At 70.7% G+C, this 16,013-nt stretch carries 9 protein-coding genes, 2 tRNA genes and 1 pseudogene; 5 read left to right on the forward strand and 7 right to left on the reverse strand.

Going from position 1 to position 16,013, the window contains the following annotated elements:
* Nucleotides 1-68 precede the first annotated feature (68 nt).
* Nucleotides 69-5,069, reverse strand: a pseudogene (locus WBG99_RS18015) (PAS domain-containing protein).
* A 673-nt stretch (nt 5,070-5,742) separates the two neighbouring features.
* Nucleotides 5,743-6,255 (reverse strand): SSI family serine proteinase inhibitor, encoded by a 513-nt coding sequence (locus WBG99_RS18020; RefSeq protein WP_338897282.1) that lies wholly within the window; start codon nt 6,253-6,255, stop codon nt 5,743-5,745.
* Between the two features lie 199 nt (nt 6,256-6,454).
* Between WBG99_RS18020 and WBG99_RS18025 the strand changes: the two genes are divergently transcribed.
* From WBG99_RS18025 to WBG99_RS18035, 3 genes are all read left to right on the forward strand, one after another.
* Nucleotides 6,455-6,548 (forward strand) — tRNA-Ser (locus WBG99_RS18025).
* Nucleotides 6,549-6,902: 354 nt separating this feature from the next.
* Nucleotides 6,903-7,181 carry a hypothetical protein gene (locus WBG99_RS18030; protein WP_338897283.1) on the forward strand — a complete coding sequence of 93 codons (279 nt, stop codon included), beginning with the start codon at nt 6,903-6,905 and terminating at the stop codon, nt 7,179-7,181.
* A 451-nt stretch (nt 7,182-7,632) separates the two neighbouring features.
* Nucleotides 7,633-7,705 (forward strand) — tRNA-Arg (locus WBG99_RS18035).
* A 326-nt stretch (nt 7,706-8,031) separates the two neighbouring features.
* On the opposite strand, the gene WBG99_RS18040 is transcribed toward WBG99_RS18035, so the two are convergent.
* A complete protein-coding gene (locus tag WBG99_RS18040) occupies nt 8,032-8,415 on the reverse strand; it encodes a helix-turn-helix domain-containing protein (protein ID WP_121745156.1) in 384 nt (127 codons plus the stop codon).
* 101 nt (nt 8,416-8,516) lie between these two features.
* Between WBG99_RS18040 and WBG99_RS18045 the strand changes: the two genes are divergently transcribed.
* Both WBG99_RS18045 and WBG99_RS18050 read left to right on the forward strand, forming a co-directional pair.
* Nucleotides 8,517-8,918 (forward strand): RidA family protein, encoded by a 402-nt coding sequence (locus WBG99_RS18045; RefSeq protein WP_338900387.1) that lies wholly within the window; start codon nt 8,517-8,519, stop codon nt 8,916-8,918.
* A 210-nt stretch (nt 8,919-9,128) separates the two neighbouring features.
* A complete protein-coding gene (locus WBG99_RS18050) occupies nt 9,129-10,520 on the forward strand; it encodes an IS1380 family transposase (RefSeq protein WP_338897284.1) in 1,392 nt (463 codons plus the stop codon).
* Between the two features lie 150 nt (nt 10,521-10,670).
* On the opposite strand, the gene WBG99_RS18055 is transcribed toward WBG99_RS18050, so the two are convergent.
* Genes WBG99_RS18055 through WBG99_RS18070 form a run of 4 tightly spaced genes read right to left on the reverse strand, consistent with a single transcriptional unit; the run spans nt 10,671 to nt 16,004 of the window.
* The gene (locus WBG99_RS18055) at nt 10,671-12,026 is read right to left on the reverse strand and encodes a TniQ family protein (RefSeq protein ID WP_338897285.1); all 1,356 of its coding nucleotides are present in this window, start codon (nt 12,024-12,026) and stop codon (nt 10,671-10,673) included.
* Complete coding sequence (locus tag WBG99_RS18060; protein ID WP_338897286.1) at nt 12,023-13,069, reverse strand: ATP-binding protein; 1,047 nt, start codon at nt 13,067-13,069, stop codon at nt 12,023-12,025. Before WBG99_RS18060 ends, WBG99_RS18055 begins: the two co-directional genes overlap by 4 nt.
* Entirely contained in the window at nt 13,060-15,159 is a 2,100-nt protein-coding gene (locus WBG99_RS18065; RefSeq protein ID WP_338897287.1) for a Mu transposase C-terminal domain-containing protein, read from the reverse strand. Before WBG99_RS18065 ends, WBG99_RS18060 begins: the two co-directional genes overlap by 10 nt.
* Nucleotides 15,156-16,004 carry a TnsA-like heteromeric transposase endonuclease subunit gene (locus WBG99_RS18070; RefSeq protein WP_338897288.1) on the reverse strand — a complete coding sequence of 283 codons (849 nt, stop codon included), beginning with the start codon at nt 16,002-16,004 and terminating at the stop codon, nt 15,156-15,158. Before WBG99_RS18070 ends, WBG99_RS18065 begins: the two co-directional genes overlap by 4 nt.
* Nucleotides 16,005-16,013 lie beyond the last annotated feature (9 nt).

Genomic DNA, 16,013 nt, shown 5'->3' on the forward strand with positions numbered 1-16,013 from the left:
ACCTCGTACGCATGGCAGTGGGGCGGTGTTTCACGTGAAACACCGCCCCACTGCCATGGTCGGCGGGTTCAGTTCGTGCCGATGCGTGCCAACAGGTCCACGATCCGGGTCTGGACGTCGGGGCTCGTCGAGCGTTCCGCGAGGAAGAGGACCGTCTCCCCCGAGGCCAGGCGCGGGAGTTCGGACGGGTCGACGGCGGCGGTGTAGACCACGAGCGGGGTCCGGTTCAACTGGCCGTTCGTCCGCAGCCAGTCGATGATGCCGGCCTGGCGGCGGTGTACCTGGAGCAGATCCATCACCACGAGGTTCGGCCGCATCTGCGCGGCCAGTGTGACGGCGTCGGTGTCGGACGCGGCCCGCGCGACCTGCATGCCACGCCGCTCCAGCGTCGCGGTCAGCGCGAGCGCGATCTCCGCGTGCTCCTCGACGAGCAGGACGCGCGGCGGGTGCTGCTCGGAATCGCGCGGTGCCAGCGCCTTCAGCAGGATCGCAGGGTCGGCGCCGTACGCCGCCTCCCGTGTCGCCTGCCCGAGCCCCGCCGTCACGAGAACGGGGACCTCGGCGGCCACAGCGGCCTGGCGCAGTGACTGGAGTGCCGTGCGGGTGATGGGACCGGTCAGCGGGTCGACGAACAGCGCGGCCGGGTAGGCGGCGATCTGGGCGTCCACGTCCTCGCGGGAGTTCACGATGACGGGCCGGTAGCCCCGGTCGCTCAGCGCCTGGTGGGTCGTCATGTCCGGCGCGGGCCACACCAGCAGCCGGCGCGGGTTGTCCAGCGGTTCCGGCGGCAACTCGTCGTCCATCGGCTGCGGATGCGGCCGGTCGGGCACCTCCACCGCGCCACCGGGCCCGTCAAGCGGCTCGGGACCTTCGTCCGCGTTCTTGTCGGGCGCCCCTATGGCGTACGACCGCCCGGCCCCCTCCGTACGGCCCGCCAGCCGGGACTGCCCGGCGAGGGACGGCTGTGGGGGGAGCGGAACCTGTCCCGCGAGGGAGGGCTGTGGCGGCAGCGGGACCTGTCCGGCGAGGGAGGGCGACACCTGGGTGGGCGCCTGCGCGGTCTGCTGGGCCTGGACCGCCTGGGCCGGGGGCGTCGTCTGGGCGGGGCCGACGCCGGTGCCGTTGCTCGGAGTGCCGTTGTGCGGGGTGCCGTTGCTCGGGGTGGACTGCGGGTGTGGGCGCGCGGCCGTGTCGGAGCGGCCGGCGGCCGGCTGGGGTGGCGTCCCCAGCTTGCGGCGCCTACCGGAGCCACCGGGCTGGTTCGGTGCGGGAGTGGATCCTGTCTGGGGCTGCGCCTGCGGCTGCTGTTGCGTTTGGGCCTGGGCCCGGGACTGGACCTGAGGTCCGCCCTGGCGGGCGAAGGGGACGCCCTGGCCGAGCGTCCGCACGCTGATCGCCCGTCCCTGGGTCGAGTTGGGGTCGACGGGGGCGGAGGGAGCAGTGGGCGCGGCCGGGGCCGCGGCTTCGGCGGGCAACGGCTGCGCGGCGCGCGGCTGCTGTACGGCGACCTCCGGCGGCAGGGGGGTGCCCGAGGAAGGGGTGGACTGTGGTGGCAGCGCAGCCTGCGGCACCGGGGCGGCTGCGGGGATGCCGGAGCCGGAGGCCTCCTGGCGGGGGTCCGGCCAGGACTGGGGTTGCTGAGGGGCCGTGCCGGGGGCAGCGACCGCGCCCTGAGCGGGGGCGGGCTGCGGGGCACCGGGCACACCCTGGGCGGGCACGGGCTGGGCGGCACCTTGGACCGCCTGCCCGGCCTGCCCGGCCTGCACACTCTGCCCGCCCTGAACTCCCGGTACGGCGACGGGCTGGGCGGGGGTCACGGCTTGCGCGGGCACGGGCTGGGGGCCACCGGGGGCTGCCTGGGGCGGTACGGCGCCATGCGCGGTGACCTGCGGTGCGGTCACATGTGGTGCGGCGGAGCCCGGCGCGGCGGAGGCTTGACCGGCGGCAGCTTGCGCGCCGGTCCCCGGAGCACCCTGCGGAGCGACGGGTTGCGCGGCAGCGACCGTAACGGAGGCGGGCCGACCGGGATTCGTTGCGGCAGCGGCCTGCGCGGGCCCCGACTGCGGGTCACCCGCAACGCCCTGCGCGGGCACCGACTGAGCGGCGGCCATCGGTGCGCCCTGCGCGGGCACCGGCTGCCCCGGCCCTACCTGTGGAGGGATCTGCTGAACGGGAGCGCCCTGGGCCCCCTGGGCGGGAGCCACCGTGACGGCGCCGCCCCCCTGTTGCGGACCGGGCTGTCGTACGGCCCGGCGGCCCGTCGGCGTGGGCACCGGGTGGGGCAGCGGCGGTGTGTGGTCGTCGGACGGGTTGTGCCGCGCGGCGTCATGGCGACCGTCGTCCACGCCGACGGCGGGCGCATCCGGCGCACCCGGCGCCTGGCCCGCAGCGGCCACTTGCCCCGCACCAGGGGCTTGACCCGCGCCCGCTGCCGGGGCCGCACCGTTGACCGGATCCGCGCCGACCACGTGCCCCGGCTGCCCGGCCCCTCCGGCGGGCACCGGCCCTCCGGCGGGCACGGCTCCCTCGGGAGCGGGAGGAGGCATGGGCGACCCGGCGGCGGGAGCCGTCCCCGGCCGCGGCGGCATCCCGGCCGCCCTCACTCTCGTACCCCGCCTCGCCCTGCGTGGGCGCGGTGGGAACGGCGGGTACCGGCATGGGCATGGGCAGGGGTGCGCCCGGCGTCCCCGGCCCCGCGGGCACCGGTACCGGCCCGAGCCCGGCCGCCTGCGCGTACTCGGGCCCCCGGTCGGCCTCGGCCGGCGGCAGTGCGAAGACGGCTCTCGCTCCCGGTTCGGGCCCGGGCCGCTCCTCCGCGCCGGCGAGCGCGCGCCGACGGCGTCCGGTGGGCTGCTGGGCGTCGGCCGCCTCGCCGGAAGCGGCGTCGGCGGCGGTCGCCTCGGTGCCCGGGCTGGGCCCCGCGGGCAGCGCCGGCGGCAACGCGTTCTGTGCGGGCTCCCGGCGCGCGCGCCGACCGCTGGGCGCGGGCACGCCCTGCGGTGGTACCGTCCCGCCCAGCCCGTTGGCGGCGGCAGCGGCACCCGCCGCGTACTCGGCCGCCGTGACGACCGCGCCCTCGGCGGCCACGAACTCCCCGGCGCCCTCGGCCGAGGCCGCCCGACCACGCCGCCGTCCGGTGCCTCCGGAGCCCTCGGGGTCAGCGACTTCCCCGGCACCGGGCGAAGCCCCAGCCGCCGGGCCCGCGACACCCGCCGCGTCCTCCGCCCGCCGCCTGCGCCGCCCGGTGGGGGCGACGGCGACCTCGGCCGCACGGCGCTCGGGGGCGTCCTCGCTCTCCAGGAACGCGTCCACCGACGCCCGCCGCGCCCGCCGCCGCCCGCCACCACCGGCGGCGGCCTGTTCGGGCAGGGCGATCTCGGCACCGGTGGCCACGGCCTCCGGCCCTGACCCGGACTCGGCGTCGACAGCCACGGCCACAACCGCCTCCGCGGGCAGCGCCTCGGCGGGCACCGCCCCGGCGCCGCCCCCCAGCGGCACCTCCAGCACATACGCGCTACCGCTCATCCCCGGCACCTCGTGCGTCTGGAGCACACCGCCGTGCGCCCGCACGATGCCCTGGACGATCGGCTGGTGCACCGGGTCCCCCCGGCGTACGGCCCGCGCACCTCGATCCGTACGACCTCGCCGCGCTGCGCGGCGGCCACGACGACGGTGTTGTCCATGTAGCCGCCGACGGACATGGGGCTGTTGCCCGTCGCGTCGACACCGGCCACGTCCGCGACGAGGTGCGCGAGCGCGGTCGCGAGCCGCGTCTGGTCCACCTCGGCCTCGATGGGCGGCGCGTGCACGGCGAACTGCACCCGCCCCGGCCCGACCAGCTCCACCGCCCCGTCGACACCGGCGGCGACGACCGCGTCGAGCATGACGGCCGTCCGGACGAGATCGTCCTCGCCGGAGTCGATCCGCTGGTAACCCAGCACGTTGTCGATGAGCGTCGTGATCCGCGAATACCCGGCCGTGAGGTGATGCAGCACCTGGTTCGCCTCGGGCCACAGCTGCCCGGCGTCGTCGGCGGCGAGCGTGCCCAGCTCACCGCGGAGTTGGTCGAGCGGGCCGCGCAGCGAGGTGCCCAGCACGGCGAGCAACTGCTCGTGCCGCCCGGACAGCGCCTCGTACCGGTCCTTCTCCCGCTCCCCGAGCGCCGCGTACCGCTCGTCCCCGGCGGCGAGTTCCTCGGCGTGCTTCTCGCTCAGCTCGGCCAGCGCGGCGGCGTGCTCCTCATGGACCTTCGCCAGCTGCTCCGCGTGCTCCTCGGCGAGCCGCGCCAGCTCCTCCGCGTGCGCCTCGGCCCCGGCGTCCTTCTCCTCGGCGAGCTTGTCGTACGGCCGCCGGTCGGTGAAGGTCATCACGGCCCCGACGAGCTGCTCCCCGTCGCGCACCGGCGCGGTCGTCAGGTCGACCGACACCTTTTCGCCGTTCTTCGACCAGAGCACCTGCCCGCGCACCCGGTGCTTGCGCCCGGACCGCAGTGTGTCCGCGAGCGGAGACTCGGTGTACGGGAAGGGGGAGCCGTCCTCGCGGGAGTGCAGCACGAGCGTGTGCAGCTCGCGTCCACCGAGGTCACTGGCCCGGTACCCCAGTATCTGGGCGGCGGCCGGATTGACGAGGACGATCCGCCCGTCCGTGTCGGTCCCGACCACACCCTCGGACGCGGCCCGCAGGATCATCTCGGTCTGCCGTTGCGAACGCGCGAGTTCGGCCTCGGTGTCGACGGTCCCCGACAGGTCCCGGACGACCAGCATGAGCAGCTCGTCATTGGCGTAGCCGTAACCGTCGTACGCCTGCTGTCCGTTCTCCAGATTCGCGCTTGTGACCTCGACCGGGAACTCGCTGCCGTCGGTCCTGCGGGCGGTCATACGGGTCGGCTTGGTCCGCCCGGTCGGGTCCATGGTGTCGGGCCGCCGCATGGATCCCGGGATGAGCCGCGAGTCGAACTCGGGCAGCAGATCGAGCAGTCCACGCCCGACCAGAGCGGTCCCCGGCGTCTCGAAGGCCTCCAGCGCGATCGTGTTGGCGTTGACGACGGTCCCATTGGCGTTGACCAGCACCAACGCGTCGGGCAGCGCGTCCAGTATGGCTGCGAGGCGAGCAGCGCCTCGGGATGGCCTGCTGCTCACGAGACGCTTCCTCCCTGTCACCGCACCTTGCCGACCGCGGGGGCCATCTTGCCAACCGGTCCGCCACGTGTCACGCGAGGGAGTCTACGGGCAGAGGTTGCGCTCGCGACGCCGGATGAGAGGGAGGTCGCACACCGAACACACGGAGATGCCGTGACCGCGCGGACGGTGATGCCGTGACCGTGTGTTTTGCCGAACGGCACGGTCGGCGGCACATATGTACGGGCTGCGCACGGGCGCCGCGAGCCTCTGCCGCGCCACTCGTCGTATGGCTCGTTTCCCTTGTACGTATCGCCCGTTTCTGTTCACGTGCCGTCGCCTCACCGATACCTCACCGGCGTGCGCCGAGCGCGACTACAACCGGGCAGGTCGTGACGGTCGAGGACGGCGCGGCGTCTGGGCGTACCGGGACACCCGGGCCCGGCGAGCCGCCCGTTCGGTGCCCTTGTCGCGCTCGACCATGACGCCCACAGGCCCGGCACGGTGCGGTGCGTGCCGGGGGCGCCGCCGGTGATGGAGACGGCGGGCCGGGAGGTGCGGGAGGACGAGCAGGCCGAGCACCGACGCGGCCCCCCTACTCCTGCCCGTCTGCTTCCACCCTCCGCTAAGCGCGGAGGTCGGGCAGTACGGGCACCAGCGCGTCCCAGCGGGCGATCTCGCAGCCGTTCCCGCGGTCGTAGCGGGCGTCGACGGGGCGCCCCGCCCAGGTCCCGGTGACATGCGCGGTGGCCTGCCCGCCGTACTGCATCGTGCACACGGTGCCGGGCCGGACCGGAGCGAACGGGTCCGTGCCCCAGGTGGTCCGCCGGTCGAGCCGCCCACACGCGTCGCGCACGTCCGGGTGACTGCCGCCCTGAGGATGGCAACGCAGCTCGAACGTCCCGTCCGCCCCGCCGCCCGCCTCCCGCACCGTGACGGTGAGCCGGTCGCCGGGGCCGGAGGCGGGCACGGGCAGCGCGGCAGGAGGCAGGGCCTCGGCGGCGTACGCGCCGGGCGCGAGCGGCGTGATCATGCCGGCGGTGGCCGCGGCGAGCGAGGCGGCGGCGCCGAGGAGCAGCCGGCTCGGGGCGCCCGGGCCGGAGGGCTTCTGCGCGAGGACGGGAGGGCTCTGCAACATGGCCTGACTAACGCCACGTCCGCCTCGCGGTTGCGCCACGGAAGAGGAGCGCCCGAACCGCCTCCGACCCGCCCCGACGTGCCATACGGCTTTGCCCTGCGGCCTCTCCGCCTAGTAGCGTGGGAGGCGATTGGTGACAGCCCACCCGGCTGTGTCATCATCTGCACGCACCACTCGCGCTCGCGCGGGCGGTTGTGCTGGAGGCGTCGCCTAGTCCGGTCTATGGCGCCGCACTGCTAATGCGGTTTGGGTCTTAAAGCCCATCGAGGGTTCAAATCCCTCCGCCTCCGCCATCTGACCAGGGAGCTCGGCCGAAACAGGCTGGGCTCCCTGAGGCGCTTTCAGGGGTGCTTTCATTGCCCGAAGGCGGCCTCTGTGCCGAGGTCGAGGAGCCTTGGCAGGTGGCGCGCGGCACTTCGCGCATGACGCCGCCTGGCCGTCGGGGATGAGGCCGAACCGCTGCGCGTCCTGGTGGGCGGTGAAGCGTCCGGGCCTGATGGTGAGTGACTCCATGGGGCCATGGTGAGGCTGGGGCGAATCCGCTTCTGGCGGTCGGGGTGACAGGCCCGGAGATCACAATTCCGTTTGAGTGACTTGTCCGTGTTTGGGCACTTCGTTGGAGTACGACTATAGAACGGAGCGCAAGCATGATCATCAAGAGACTGCACGACATGGGCCTCCGCAGCGAACACGCCTACACCGCCGCCATAGCGTCCGTCGGCCTGTCCGTCGCGACCTGGGCCACGAGCCTCAAAGTCGAGCCCGGCATCGGCCTCGACCGCGCCGACCGGTGGGGCATCTTCGTCGGCGAATGGGCGCCCACCCTCTTCGGCCTCGGTGTCGCTCTCTCCCACTACGAACAGCAAGAAGGCACCCTGACCGCCAGCGTCCACGAACTCCGGGAGCAGAAGCAGCAGGCAGGGTGACCCACCCGGAGCGCCCGTCTCGGGCGTCGAGCTCCGGTTGAACGTGGGCATCTTCGTGCCCGGGGGGTCATCTTGAGGACCTCGCGGGTCACGCAGGAAAGGGGAGCCCGGAAGCCCGTATGCCGGCCTCCGGACTCCCCTGACGGCGCGCGCTCCCCGGTCCACTCTCGACTGGTCCGCAGTCGTCGAGGATGTCGGCGAGGTGGTCGACCGGCTCGAAGGCGGGCCCCGGAGGGGCGCGGTGCCCCTCGTGCAACGTCACCGCCCGCTCGACGACGCCCCTGTCCTTGGGGTCTTGCCGTTCCCCCTTGCCGACAGGGGGCCACAGGTCGTTTCCCCAGGTCGCAAGGGGTGTGGCAAACGGATTTCACATGGCGACGGCAGTCATGTAATGTTCTTCCTGTCGCCGCGAGCGGGCCAAAATGCCCGGGACCGGCCCAAAACAAAACAAGCACTCGTAGCTTAACGGATAGAGCATCTGACTACGGATCAGAAGGTTGCAGGTTCGAATCCTGCCGAGTGCACAGCCCGTCAGAGGCCCTATGGAGTGATCCACAGGGCCTCTGCTTTATGCCTTGACGGCAGTGTTTGACGGCAACCGGATTCGGGGGCCGATCAGACGGCTACCGGGACACCGGCCGCGCCGTCATCGTCGTCCGGATCGTTGCCGTCACCCCTCAGCGCGTCGCCGACGCGGTCGAAAGCGGAGCGCTGGGAGTCGAGCCGTACGAAGGTGTGGCACAGGATGGCTCGGTAGCCCGATCAGGCGAAGCGCGGGCCACGTTGGTGGCCACCAACGTGAGATCGATCAAGGAATCGCACAACGGGCGAGGGTGTCGCCGCGTGCCCGTCAGGCGTCGAAACGGCCGCGTGCACTCTCGATGTGACCGAGGTGCTGGTGGGTCCAGCCGCATATGGCGTCGACCGCGGTGCGCAGGGCCCGGCCCGGCTCGGTGAGGGTGTACTCGACCCGCGGCGGCACGGTGGGATGCACCTTCCGGTCGACCAGGCCATTGCGCTCCAGCATGCGCAGGTTCTGGGTGAGCATCTTGTGGCTGACGCCCTCGACCTCGTTTCGCAGCTCGCTGAAGCGTAGGGTGCGCTCGCCGAGCGCCTCGATGATCAGGAGCGCCCACTTGTTGGCGACGTCCGAGAAGATCTCCCGCGCCAGGGAGTCTGCGCGCCGCAGGTCAGCGTCCTCGGGCAGGCCCTTGAGCAGTTGCTTGGTCACCATCAGGTTCCTCAGTCACCGAAAAGTGCGTTCTTCCAGGTCAACCGTCACTCTCCTATAGTTTCCGAGTAACTACAAGAGAGCAGACCGGAAGGGTGAGCACCGTGGACACCATTGATGTCTTCAATTACAACGTGCCGGCCGAGAGCGACTTCGGCTACTCACAGGCGATCAGGTCCGGCGAGCTGATCCACGTCTCTGGACAGCTCTCGTTCGATGAGGCAGGCGAGTTCCTCTACGCGGGCGACTTCGCCGCCCAGCTCAAGCAGACCTACGCCAACATGGACAAGGTCCTGGACCACTACGGCGCCACCCGGAACCAGGTCGTCTCGCAGACCCTGTACGTGGTGAACCTGCGGCAGAATGCCGCGGCGACGGCGGAGGGCAACCTGAGGTACTTCGGCGACCACCGCCCGGCCAGCACGGTCTTGGGCATCACTGAACTGACCTTGCCCGGCCAGGTCATCGAAATCAGCTTCGTCATCGACACGAAACTGCCCGCTTGATGTCCCGTCTCATTTGATCTTGCCCACGGCCGACGCTGTGACCAGGGGTGATACAAAGAGGGGTGAGACGGATCTTTGGCGGAGTCTCAGCCCGGATCCACCGGCTGACGTCTGTGGACAACTTCTCCGGGAACAAGGAAGAGCCTTGTGACCTGCGATGATGGGAGTTCTTGAGGCTTCCAGCACGCACGATGACAAGGCTCTTCCGAGATGCAATCTTCCCATGCCGCCGTCCATGTCTGCGCACTCTTCGACGAGCCGAATCTGATCGCGGATGCGGGACTGCTTCCGCTGGTCGCGCTCGCCGAGCGGGTCGGCCTGCCCGGTCTGGCCGCCCAGGTCCGCATCGAGGCTGCCGACAACAGCGGCGGTGCGTATCCGGCGGCCAAGGTGATGTCGCTGCTGGGCGCGATGTGCTCGGGGGCCGACTCCATCGATGATGCCGACCGGCTGCGGCACGGCGCGATGGACCGGGTCTTCGCCGGGATACGCGCCCCGTCCACGCTGGGCACCTTCCTGCGCTCCTTCACCCACGGCCACAACCGGCAACTCCACCGGGTGCACCGGGAGTTCCTGGCCCGCCTCGCGACCCACACCCCGCTGCTTCCCGGCGCCGGGCAGCTGATGTTCATCGATATCGACCCCACCCACCGCCGGGTCTACGGCCGGGCCAAGCAAGGCGCCGAGCACGGGCGCCTGAAGGGGCAGCGCACCCTGCACCCGATCGTGGCCACCCTGTCCACCCCGCTCGCCCGGCCGGTGATCGGTGCGGTCCGCCTGCGCCGCGGCAAGGCGGCCGATGTCCGCGGCGCGAAAAGCTTCGTCGCCCAGGCCCTGGCCATCGCGAAGGACGCGGGCGGAACCGGAATCCGGATGGTGCGGGCGGACAGCAAGTTCTACACCGCCGATGTGGCCGCCGCCTGCCACAGGGCCGGTGCCCACTTCTCCCTGACCACGGGCATGAACCCCTCCGTCGCCGCCGCGATCGGCCGCATCGCCGAGGACGCCTGGGTCCCGATCCGCTACCCCGAGGCGTTCGTGGATCCCGACACCGGCGAGATGGTCTCCGACGCCGAGGTCACCGAGACCGAGTACACCGCGTTCACCGGACGCAAGAAGGCCGAGCAGGTCACCGCCCGTCTGATCGTGCGCCGGGTGCGACGCCTGAACCCGCAAGCAGCCACCGGGCAGGGCGAGCTGTTCGACTCCTGGCGCTACCACCCCGTCTTCACCAATAGCCCCTTCGGCATGCTTCAGGCCGAACTGCACCACCGGCAACACGCCGTCGTGGAACAGGCGATCGCGGACGGGAAGTCCTCCGCGCTCGCCCACCTGCCCTCGGGAAACTTCCAGGCGAACGCCGCCTGGCTGACCCTGTGGGCCATGTCGCACAACCTGCTGCGGGCCGCCGGCGCCCTGGCCTCGGCCTTCCACGCCAAGGCCACCACCTCCACCCTGCGCGCCCACCTGATCCACGTCCCCGCCCGACTCGCCCGCACCGCGAGGACCAAGCTGACCGCCCACCTGCCCGCCAACTGGCCCTGGCAGGGCGCCTACCAGGACTTGTTCGAAGCCGTCCACCACTCGCCATCGACACCCTGACGGCCTCCATCGACACCGCACACTGACGGCCGCACCGGCCACCGGCGACACCACCACCGCCCCAGCCCCGACTCGAAAGACACCTCGGACAGGCCGCGACCCGAGCGCGGCGGGCGCTGCACGCCCTCGAACCCGTGCCCCACACCACCATCAGCCCTCGGCGAGAAATCGGACCTCGGAAACATCAGCCGGTGGATCCGGGCTCAGCTGGTGTTGTCTCCCAGTAGCACTTCCACAGGGTTGTCTCACTTGACGTTGTCGGTCATTCGTCTTCGATCGCCGTGCGTCGGCGGAAGGCGGCCTGGCGGCAGCGCCCGAGCAGTAGCGAGCGTCATGACGTCGATCCGTGCCGGTCGTCCAGGTGACCCCGCAGACTGGGCACTCCCTCTTCTCCATGCGGGAGGCCGCGTCACGCAGCGTGCGTTGGTGCTGCTGTCGCCTCCAGCCGCGTGATCTGCATGCGGTTGAGCAGAACCGCATCCTCGGGTTGGCATCCTTCAATCGGGTGCCGCAGCTGGCGCAATGACCCAGCTCGTCGGATTCGGGAGCGAGGATGGCGTTGAGTCTGCGGGTGAGATCTTCCACGGTGTCCGGGTTGTGTGTCCGGGGCTCGTTCGGCATCGGGAATGGGTGGTTGGGGAGGGTGCGGTAGTAGCGCTCTTCCTCGATCCAGCGGACGAGCGGATCGGTGACGCCGGCGCCTTCGTATCGGTAGCCGGGGGCGGCACGTCCGCGGACCTCGCTGATGAACAGGCGGAAGTCCTGGTCCCGGCCGGTGAAGGGCAGGTTCCGGAGCTTGGGCGAGGCCAGGAGGCCGGTGAGGGCGATGACGTCGGGGTAGCTGCTGGCGATGAGCCGGGGGTCCTCGCGATAAGTGCCGCCCCCGGGAGGAATGAGGAGTTTCAGTCTGCGGTCCCGTTGCTGACGGAACCTCCGGCTGTCCCACCAGCGCCAGCACCATCCGGCGGCCTGGCGCATGGCGAGCTCGACGGTCTGCCAGCCGTGCTCCCGGACGAGGTGGTGGTGGTCGCGTTGTGCCTGGATGATCTCGGGCAGCAGGCGGACGTCGAACTGCGCGTGGTAGGTATCAGTCCAGCGGCCGTGTCGGAGACAGAGCCGGGTGCTTTTGGGGACCCAGTGGCGGGCCTGGGAAAAGACGCCTTTGGCGGCCAGACAGAGCGTGCAGACGGCTTGGACGTGCCAGCCGTCATCCAGCAACTGGCAGGCGGCGGGAAGCCCTCGGGCGAGATCGGAAGTCCGTAGGTCGGGCAGGGCTTTGAGGAGCCGGTCGCGCGGGTGGCCGGACAGGTGGCTGATGGCATCGAGCAATGGCAGCGGAGCGGGGTGGATCCGATGCCGGTCGTTGATGTACTCGTGGAGTTCGAGGTGGGAGATCCGATTCGCCGTCGCGAGCCGGCTGACGTAGGAGTCCCAACTTTCACGGTGGAGCGGGACGAGCGTGTGCGGGAGCTGTCGCAGCCGGGGCAGCGGCAGATGGCGGATCATGCTGCGTCTCCGACCTCGCCGTCCTCAGCGTCGGCCGTGCCGGAGCTGCCGGACTGGGTGTTGTGATCGACAGGGATGGACCCGAGTAGCGGGCGGGTGACGCGTTCGCTTCCATCGGCGATGGCGCTGATCGCCGCCGCGCGGACGAGGTGCGACAGACTGCTGATGCTGCCGCCGGTGCGGGTGTGCAGATACTTCGCCAGCCGGACCAGCGTGCCGGGCTCATGGTGGTGCAGCCGTAGGGAATCCTCCATCAGCGCGATCATCGAGCGCCATTCGGCCTGGTAGGGGAAGTTCCCGGTGTACTTCATCACGCAGCGGGCGGCGATCTGCTTGCCTCGGACCCCGGTGAACAGGCCCTCGCGCTGGACGTTGATGCCGGCGTAGACGAACGTGGCGGGGATGTGCTCTGCGAAATACTTCAGGTGGTCGGACAGGTCTTTGCCGGTGGATGTGGCCATGTTGATGTTGTGGATCTCGTCGACCAACACCAGGTCGCAACGGGCGTCAGTGAGGATTTCGCAGGCCGCGTCGGCGATGTCCATCTCGTTGTGCCGGGCTTTCATGGGCAGGCCCAGGAAGTGCGCGAAGCGGGTGGCGAGCTTGCGGGGGGAGCCGTTGGGAGGGGCGGATACGTAGACGATCGGAATGCGGTCGTGGTCTGGGAAGCGCTGACGCACTCGCAGTTCGTGGGCCCGCCCGAGCTGCTTGAGGGCGGTGGACTTGCCCGTTGCCCAGGGCCCGGAGACGATCAGGCCGCGGCGGGCGCTGATCTCCCGCCGATTGACCAGAGTCAGCAGCCGACCCTGGTGGAGGACGTCGCGAACCGTCGGAGTTTCCACGATGATCAGCTCGGAGTGGTAGTTGACCCGGCCCTCGTCGTACTCGTCCCGGGCCTTGGGATTGAGGTCCTTCCACTCGTCCTCGGTCAGAAGGTCGAAGGCAATCGGGTCTTCGTCGACGAACCGGCGCCAGCCCTCCAGCGTGGTTGTGGGCATCCGCCGGTCCTCGGGCAGACCGAACTCGGGCGTGTTCACCACCATTTCCGTGCCTCCTTGCGTGCGTCGAAGACTTTCAGCGGGACGACCTCGGCGACCGCGTCTTCGTCCTCGGCCTCCCCGCCGTCCTCGGCCCGGGAGGCCGGCGCAGGCGGCGGGGGTTCGGGCCGGGGCCATGCGGGCTGGCTGGTGGCCCGGGTGCGGGCGGCGACCTTCGGGCCGCGGCCCCGACTGCCCCGGCTGCGGGCGGGTTTGGCCGGGGCCGCCTCTTCCTCGGGGCCACTGGCGGCCCGGTCGAGCAGGTCACCGACTGCCTCGGCGATGGCGTCCTCGGTGACCTGCTCGCCCTGTTCACGCAAGTCTCGGGCGGTGTGGCCCCAGGCCAGCTCACCGAAGGGGGTGGCGGTGGTGGAGAGCAGCCGCCAGGGGACAGTGATCCACTTCCCGCAGTCCCGGTGGTTGCGCAGCCAGACGAGCCGGATGTCGTAGGGGTCGTGGCGGACCTCCCAGCGGTTCTTCCGCTGGGTGATCCCGGACTTCTCCCGCCGCAGGTCGTTGAGTTCGTCGCAGTTGTAGATTCGATGATTGATCTTGATGCCGTAGGAGTTGACGGCCTGCCAGCGGGTCGGCAGCAGTTCCAGGTAGTCCTCCGCGGATAGCGCAAGCGGTAGGAATCCAGCCATCTCCACGAGCGCGGCGTACTTCTCGTTCGGGGAGAACGTCCGCCCCGGGGCGAGCGGGTCACGTAGTGAGTCGTGGGCCCTGTTTTGCCACCTGGCACTGATCCATTGCTCCAGCAGTTCCTGGAGCTGGTGCAGGGAGAACAGCGGCTCGTCCTCGACCTTGCGGCCGCGGTATTCCGTCGACCGTCCGGTGTAGCCGGGGAGGAACTGGGCGAAGAGTGAGGCTGCTGAGCCGAGTGTTCTTTCGATGTGGGGCTTGTGCGTCGGGGTGCGGGGTGGGGCGTGGATCACCTCGGTGCCGAACGCATTGCAGGCGGCATGGAAGTTCTTCGACAAGAAGGCCTTGCCGCCGTCGACCACAACCGTTTCCGGGATGATCAGCGGGACCGCAGCAGCGTGCCGTAGCCTCTCGTCCACCGAAAGCAGCCGCTCGTAGGGCAGTACCGAGTGTTCCATCCGCAGGGCCTCCGGCCAGCCCGGCCGCATCGGTGCCGGGGTCACCGACCGGGCCAGCAGCAAAGCGGCGTCCACCGACTTCGTGGTAGGCCGCAGCACGGCGGCAGTGATGGATCGCGTGGCGACGTCGACCATGCCGACCAGTTCGACGCGGTCGACGACGCCGTTCTCCAGTCTCACCAGCACATCGAACGGAGTGGAGTCGATCTCCATCAGCTCGCCCGGTCGGCAGACGGTGACCTGGTCGAAGACTCCTTCGGGCTGGTTGGCCAGTGAGCGGCGGGTGCGGGCTGAGCCGGTCGTGTGACGCCCGGCCTCCAGCCGGTTGAACAGGCGGTAGAAGGTTGCCCGCGAGGGCATCTCGACGGTTGGTTCCTCCAGCTTCTTCACCGCTTGGCCGACGCGTTCGAAGTAGTAGCTGACGGTGCGTGTCGAGCCGTCAGCGGCTTGGTCCATGAGCCGCCGCAGAACTTCCACGACCTGCGGGTCGACTTGGCCGAGGGCCGGGCGGCGCGGGGCCTGGCGTCCGTCGACCATGCCCATCACCCCGCGCTTTTGGTAGCGACGGCGGCGCCAGCGGATAGTGTGCGGGCTGACCGGATGCCCGGTCTCGTGCGCGAGCTCGGCGGCCTTGGCCGCCTCCCGCTCGGCCAGGCTCCTGGTCGACGGGTCGTATTCGGGTCGCGGCGTTGCCCCCGCCGAGGCGTCCGGTGGCAGGCCGGTGAGTACTTCGCTCATATGCCGGTGCCACCACAGAGCCCGTTCTGCTTCGCCTGTCGGCAGCCCGTCCAGCAAGCCGGAAGGGAGCCGGCGGGCTCCGTGCGAGCCGATCACCTCGAAGCCCGGCGAGGTCATCAGCGTCGGCAGATGCATCGCGCTGGACTGTCCGTGTTCGTCAGCCAGTCGCACCAGGACGCCGGAGAGGCCGACCACGGTGTGCACCGTGTTGTCGAACCTCACCCGGTCACCGGGCCTGACCACCAGGGAAGCCCTCACCAGGTCGTCCCCGCCCGGCGGACCATGCTTCGCGCCCCCAACAGGCCGGATTCCAGGTCAACTTCCAGAATCCGGCGCCAGAGCAAATGGTAGAGGACCGGCAGCACGGCCAGGCGGTCACCGACCCGCTCGGCCACGGCCAGCAGGGCCCCCGGCTCGGCAAAGCCTGCCGTCAGCTCCGAGGCGACGGGTTCCCGGTGGTTGCGCGGGTGCCGGTAGCCCGCCAGCCACTTGACGTTCGCCAGCAGCACCGGATTGATCGCCCCCACCCGTCGAAAGGCCCATCCGGCGAGTTCGCAGGCCCGCGCGGTGGCTGCGAACGCCTCCGCGTCGTCCAGCTCGATCCGATCGTCCGGACGGACGTCCACCACCAGGCCGCCGCCGTCATGGAGCCGGGCAAAGAAGTCCGGAACGTGCCCGCGACGGCCTCGTCGGCCGGGCCAGAACAGCCGGAACGGCTGGCCAACCAGAGCCGTGACCTTCGGATCGAAGTCCAGCAGCATCGCGTGGTGCCGTTCCAGGTGCGACTCGCAGGACAGCTGCCCGGCCGTCGTGGCCGCCCAGTAGTCACGGGTCACGGACTTCTGCCCCTGGTAGGACCTGACCGTACGCACCGGCGATAGCCGTTCGAACCTCAGCGTCCAGCAGGCCGACAGCGGCTCGCGGCTGCGTACGCAGTCCTCATCGACGTACCCCACCTCGAACGCAGCCTGCCCCAGCCTCCCCACATCCACCGCCGAGCTACCTGCAAGATTCCGGACCAATCGCATAGATCCGAGCAAAGTCCCAGGCAGGCACAGCCACCAGCGATACGGCTTCAAACCACCCCAGAGGGGGAAGCTCATGTGATGCGG

The sequence above is a fragment of the Streptomyces sp. TG1A-60 genome (genome assembly GCF_037201975.1).
Classification (GTDB): domain Bacteria; phylum Actinomycetota; class Actinomycetes; order Streptomycetales; family Streptomycetaceae; genus Streptomyces.

What these genes read in the sequence shown, in the direction of transcription:
- WBG99_RS18055 (WP_338897285.1), bottom strand. Translation starts at nt 12,026, where the DNA reads ATGATCCGCCATCTGCCGCTGCCCCGGCTGCGACAGCTCCCGCACACG.
- WBG99_RS18040 (WP_121745156.1), bottom strand. Translation starts at nt 8,415, where the DNA reads ATGGTGACCAAGCAACTGCTCAAGGGCCTGCCCGAGGACGCTGACCTG.
- WBG99_RS18020 (WP_338897282.1), bottom strand. Translation starts at nt 6,255, where the DNA reads ATGTTGCAGAGCCCTCCCGTCCTCGCGCAGAAGCCCTCCGGCCCGGGC.
- WBG99_RS18070 (WP_338897288.1), bottom strand. Translation starts at nt 16,004, where the DNA reads ATGAGCTTCCCCCTCTGGGGTGGTTTGAAGCCGTATCGCTGGTGGCTG.
- WBG99_RS18050 (WP_338897284.1), top strand. Translation starts at nt 9,129, where the DNA reads ATGCAATCTTCCCATGCCGCCGTCCATGTCTGCGCACTCTTCGACGAG.
- WBG99_RS18030 (WP_338897283.1), top strand. Translation starts at nt 6,903, where the DNA reads ATGATCATCAAGAGACTGCACGACATGGGCCTCCGCAGCGAACACGCC.
- WBG99_RS18060 (WP_338897286.1), bottom strand. Translation starts at nt 13,069, where the DNA reads ATGGTGGTGAACACGCCCGAGTTCGGTCTGCCCGAGGACCGGCGGATG.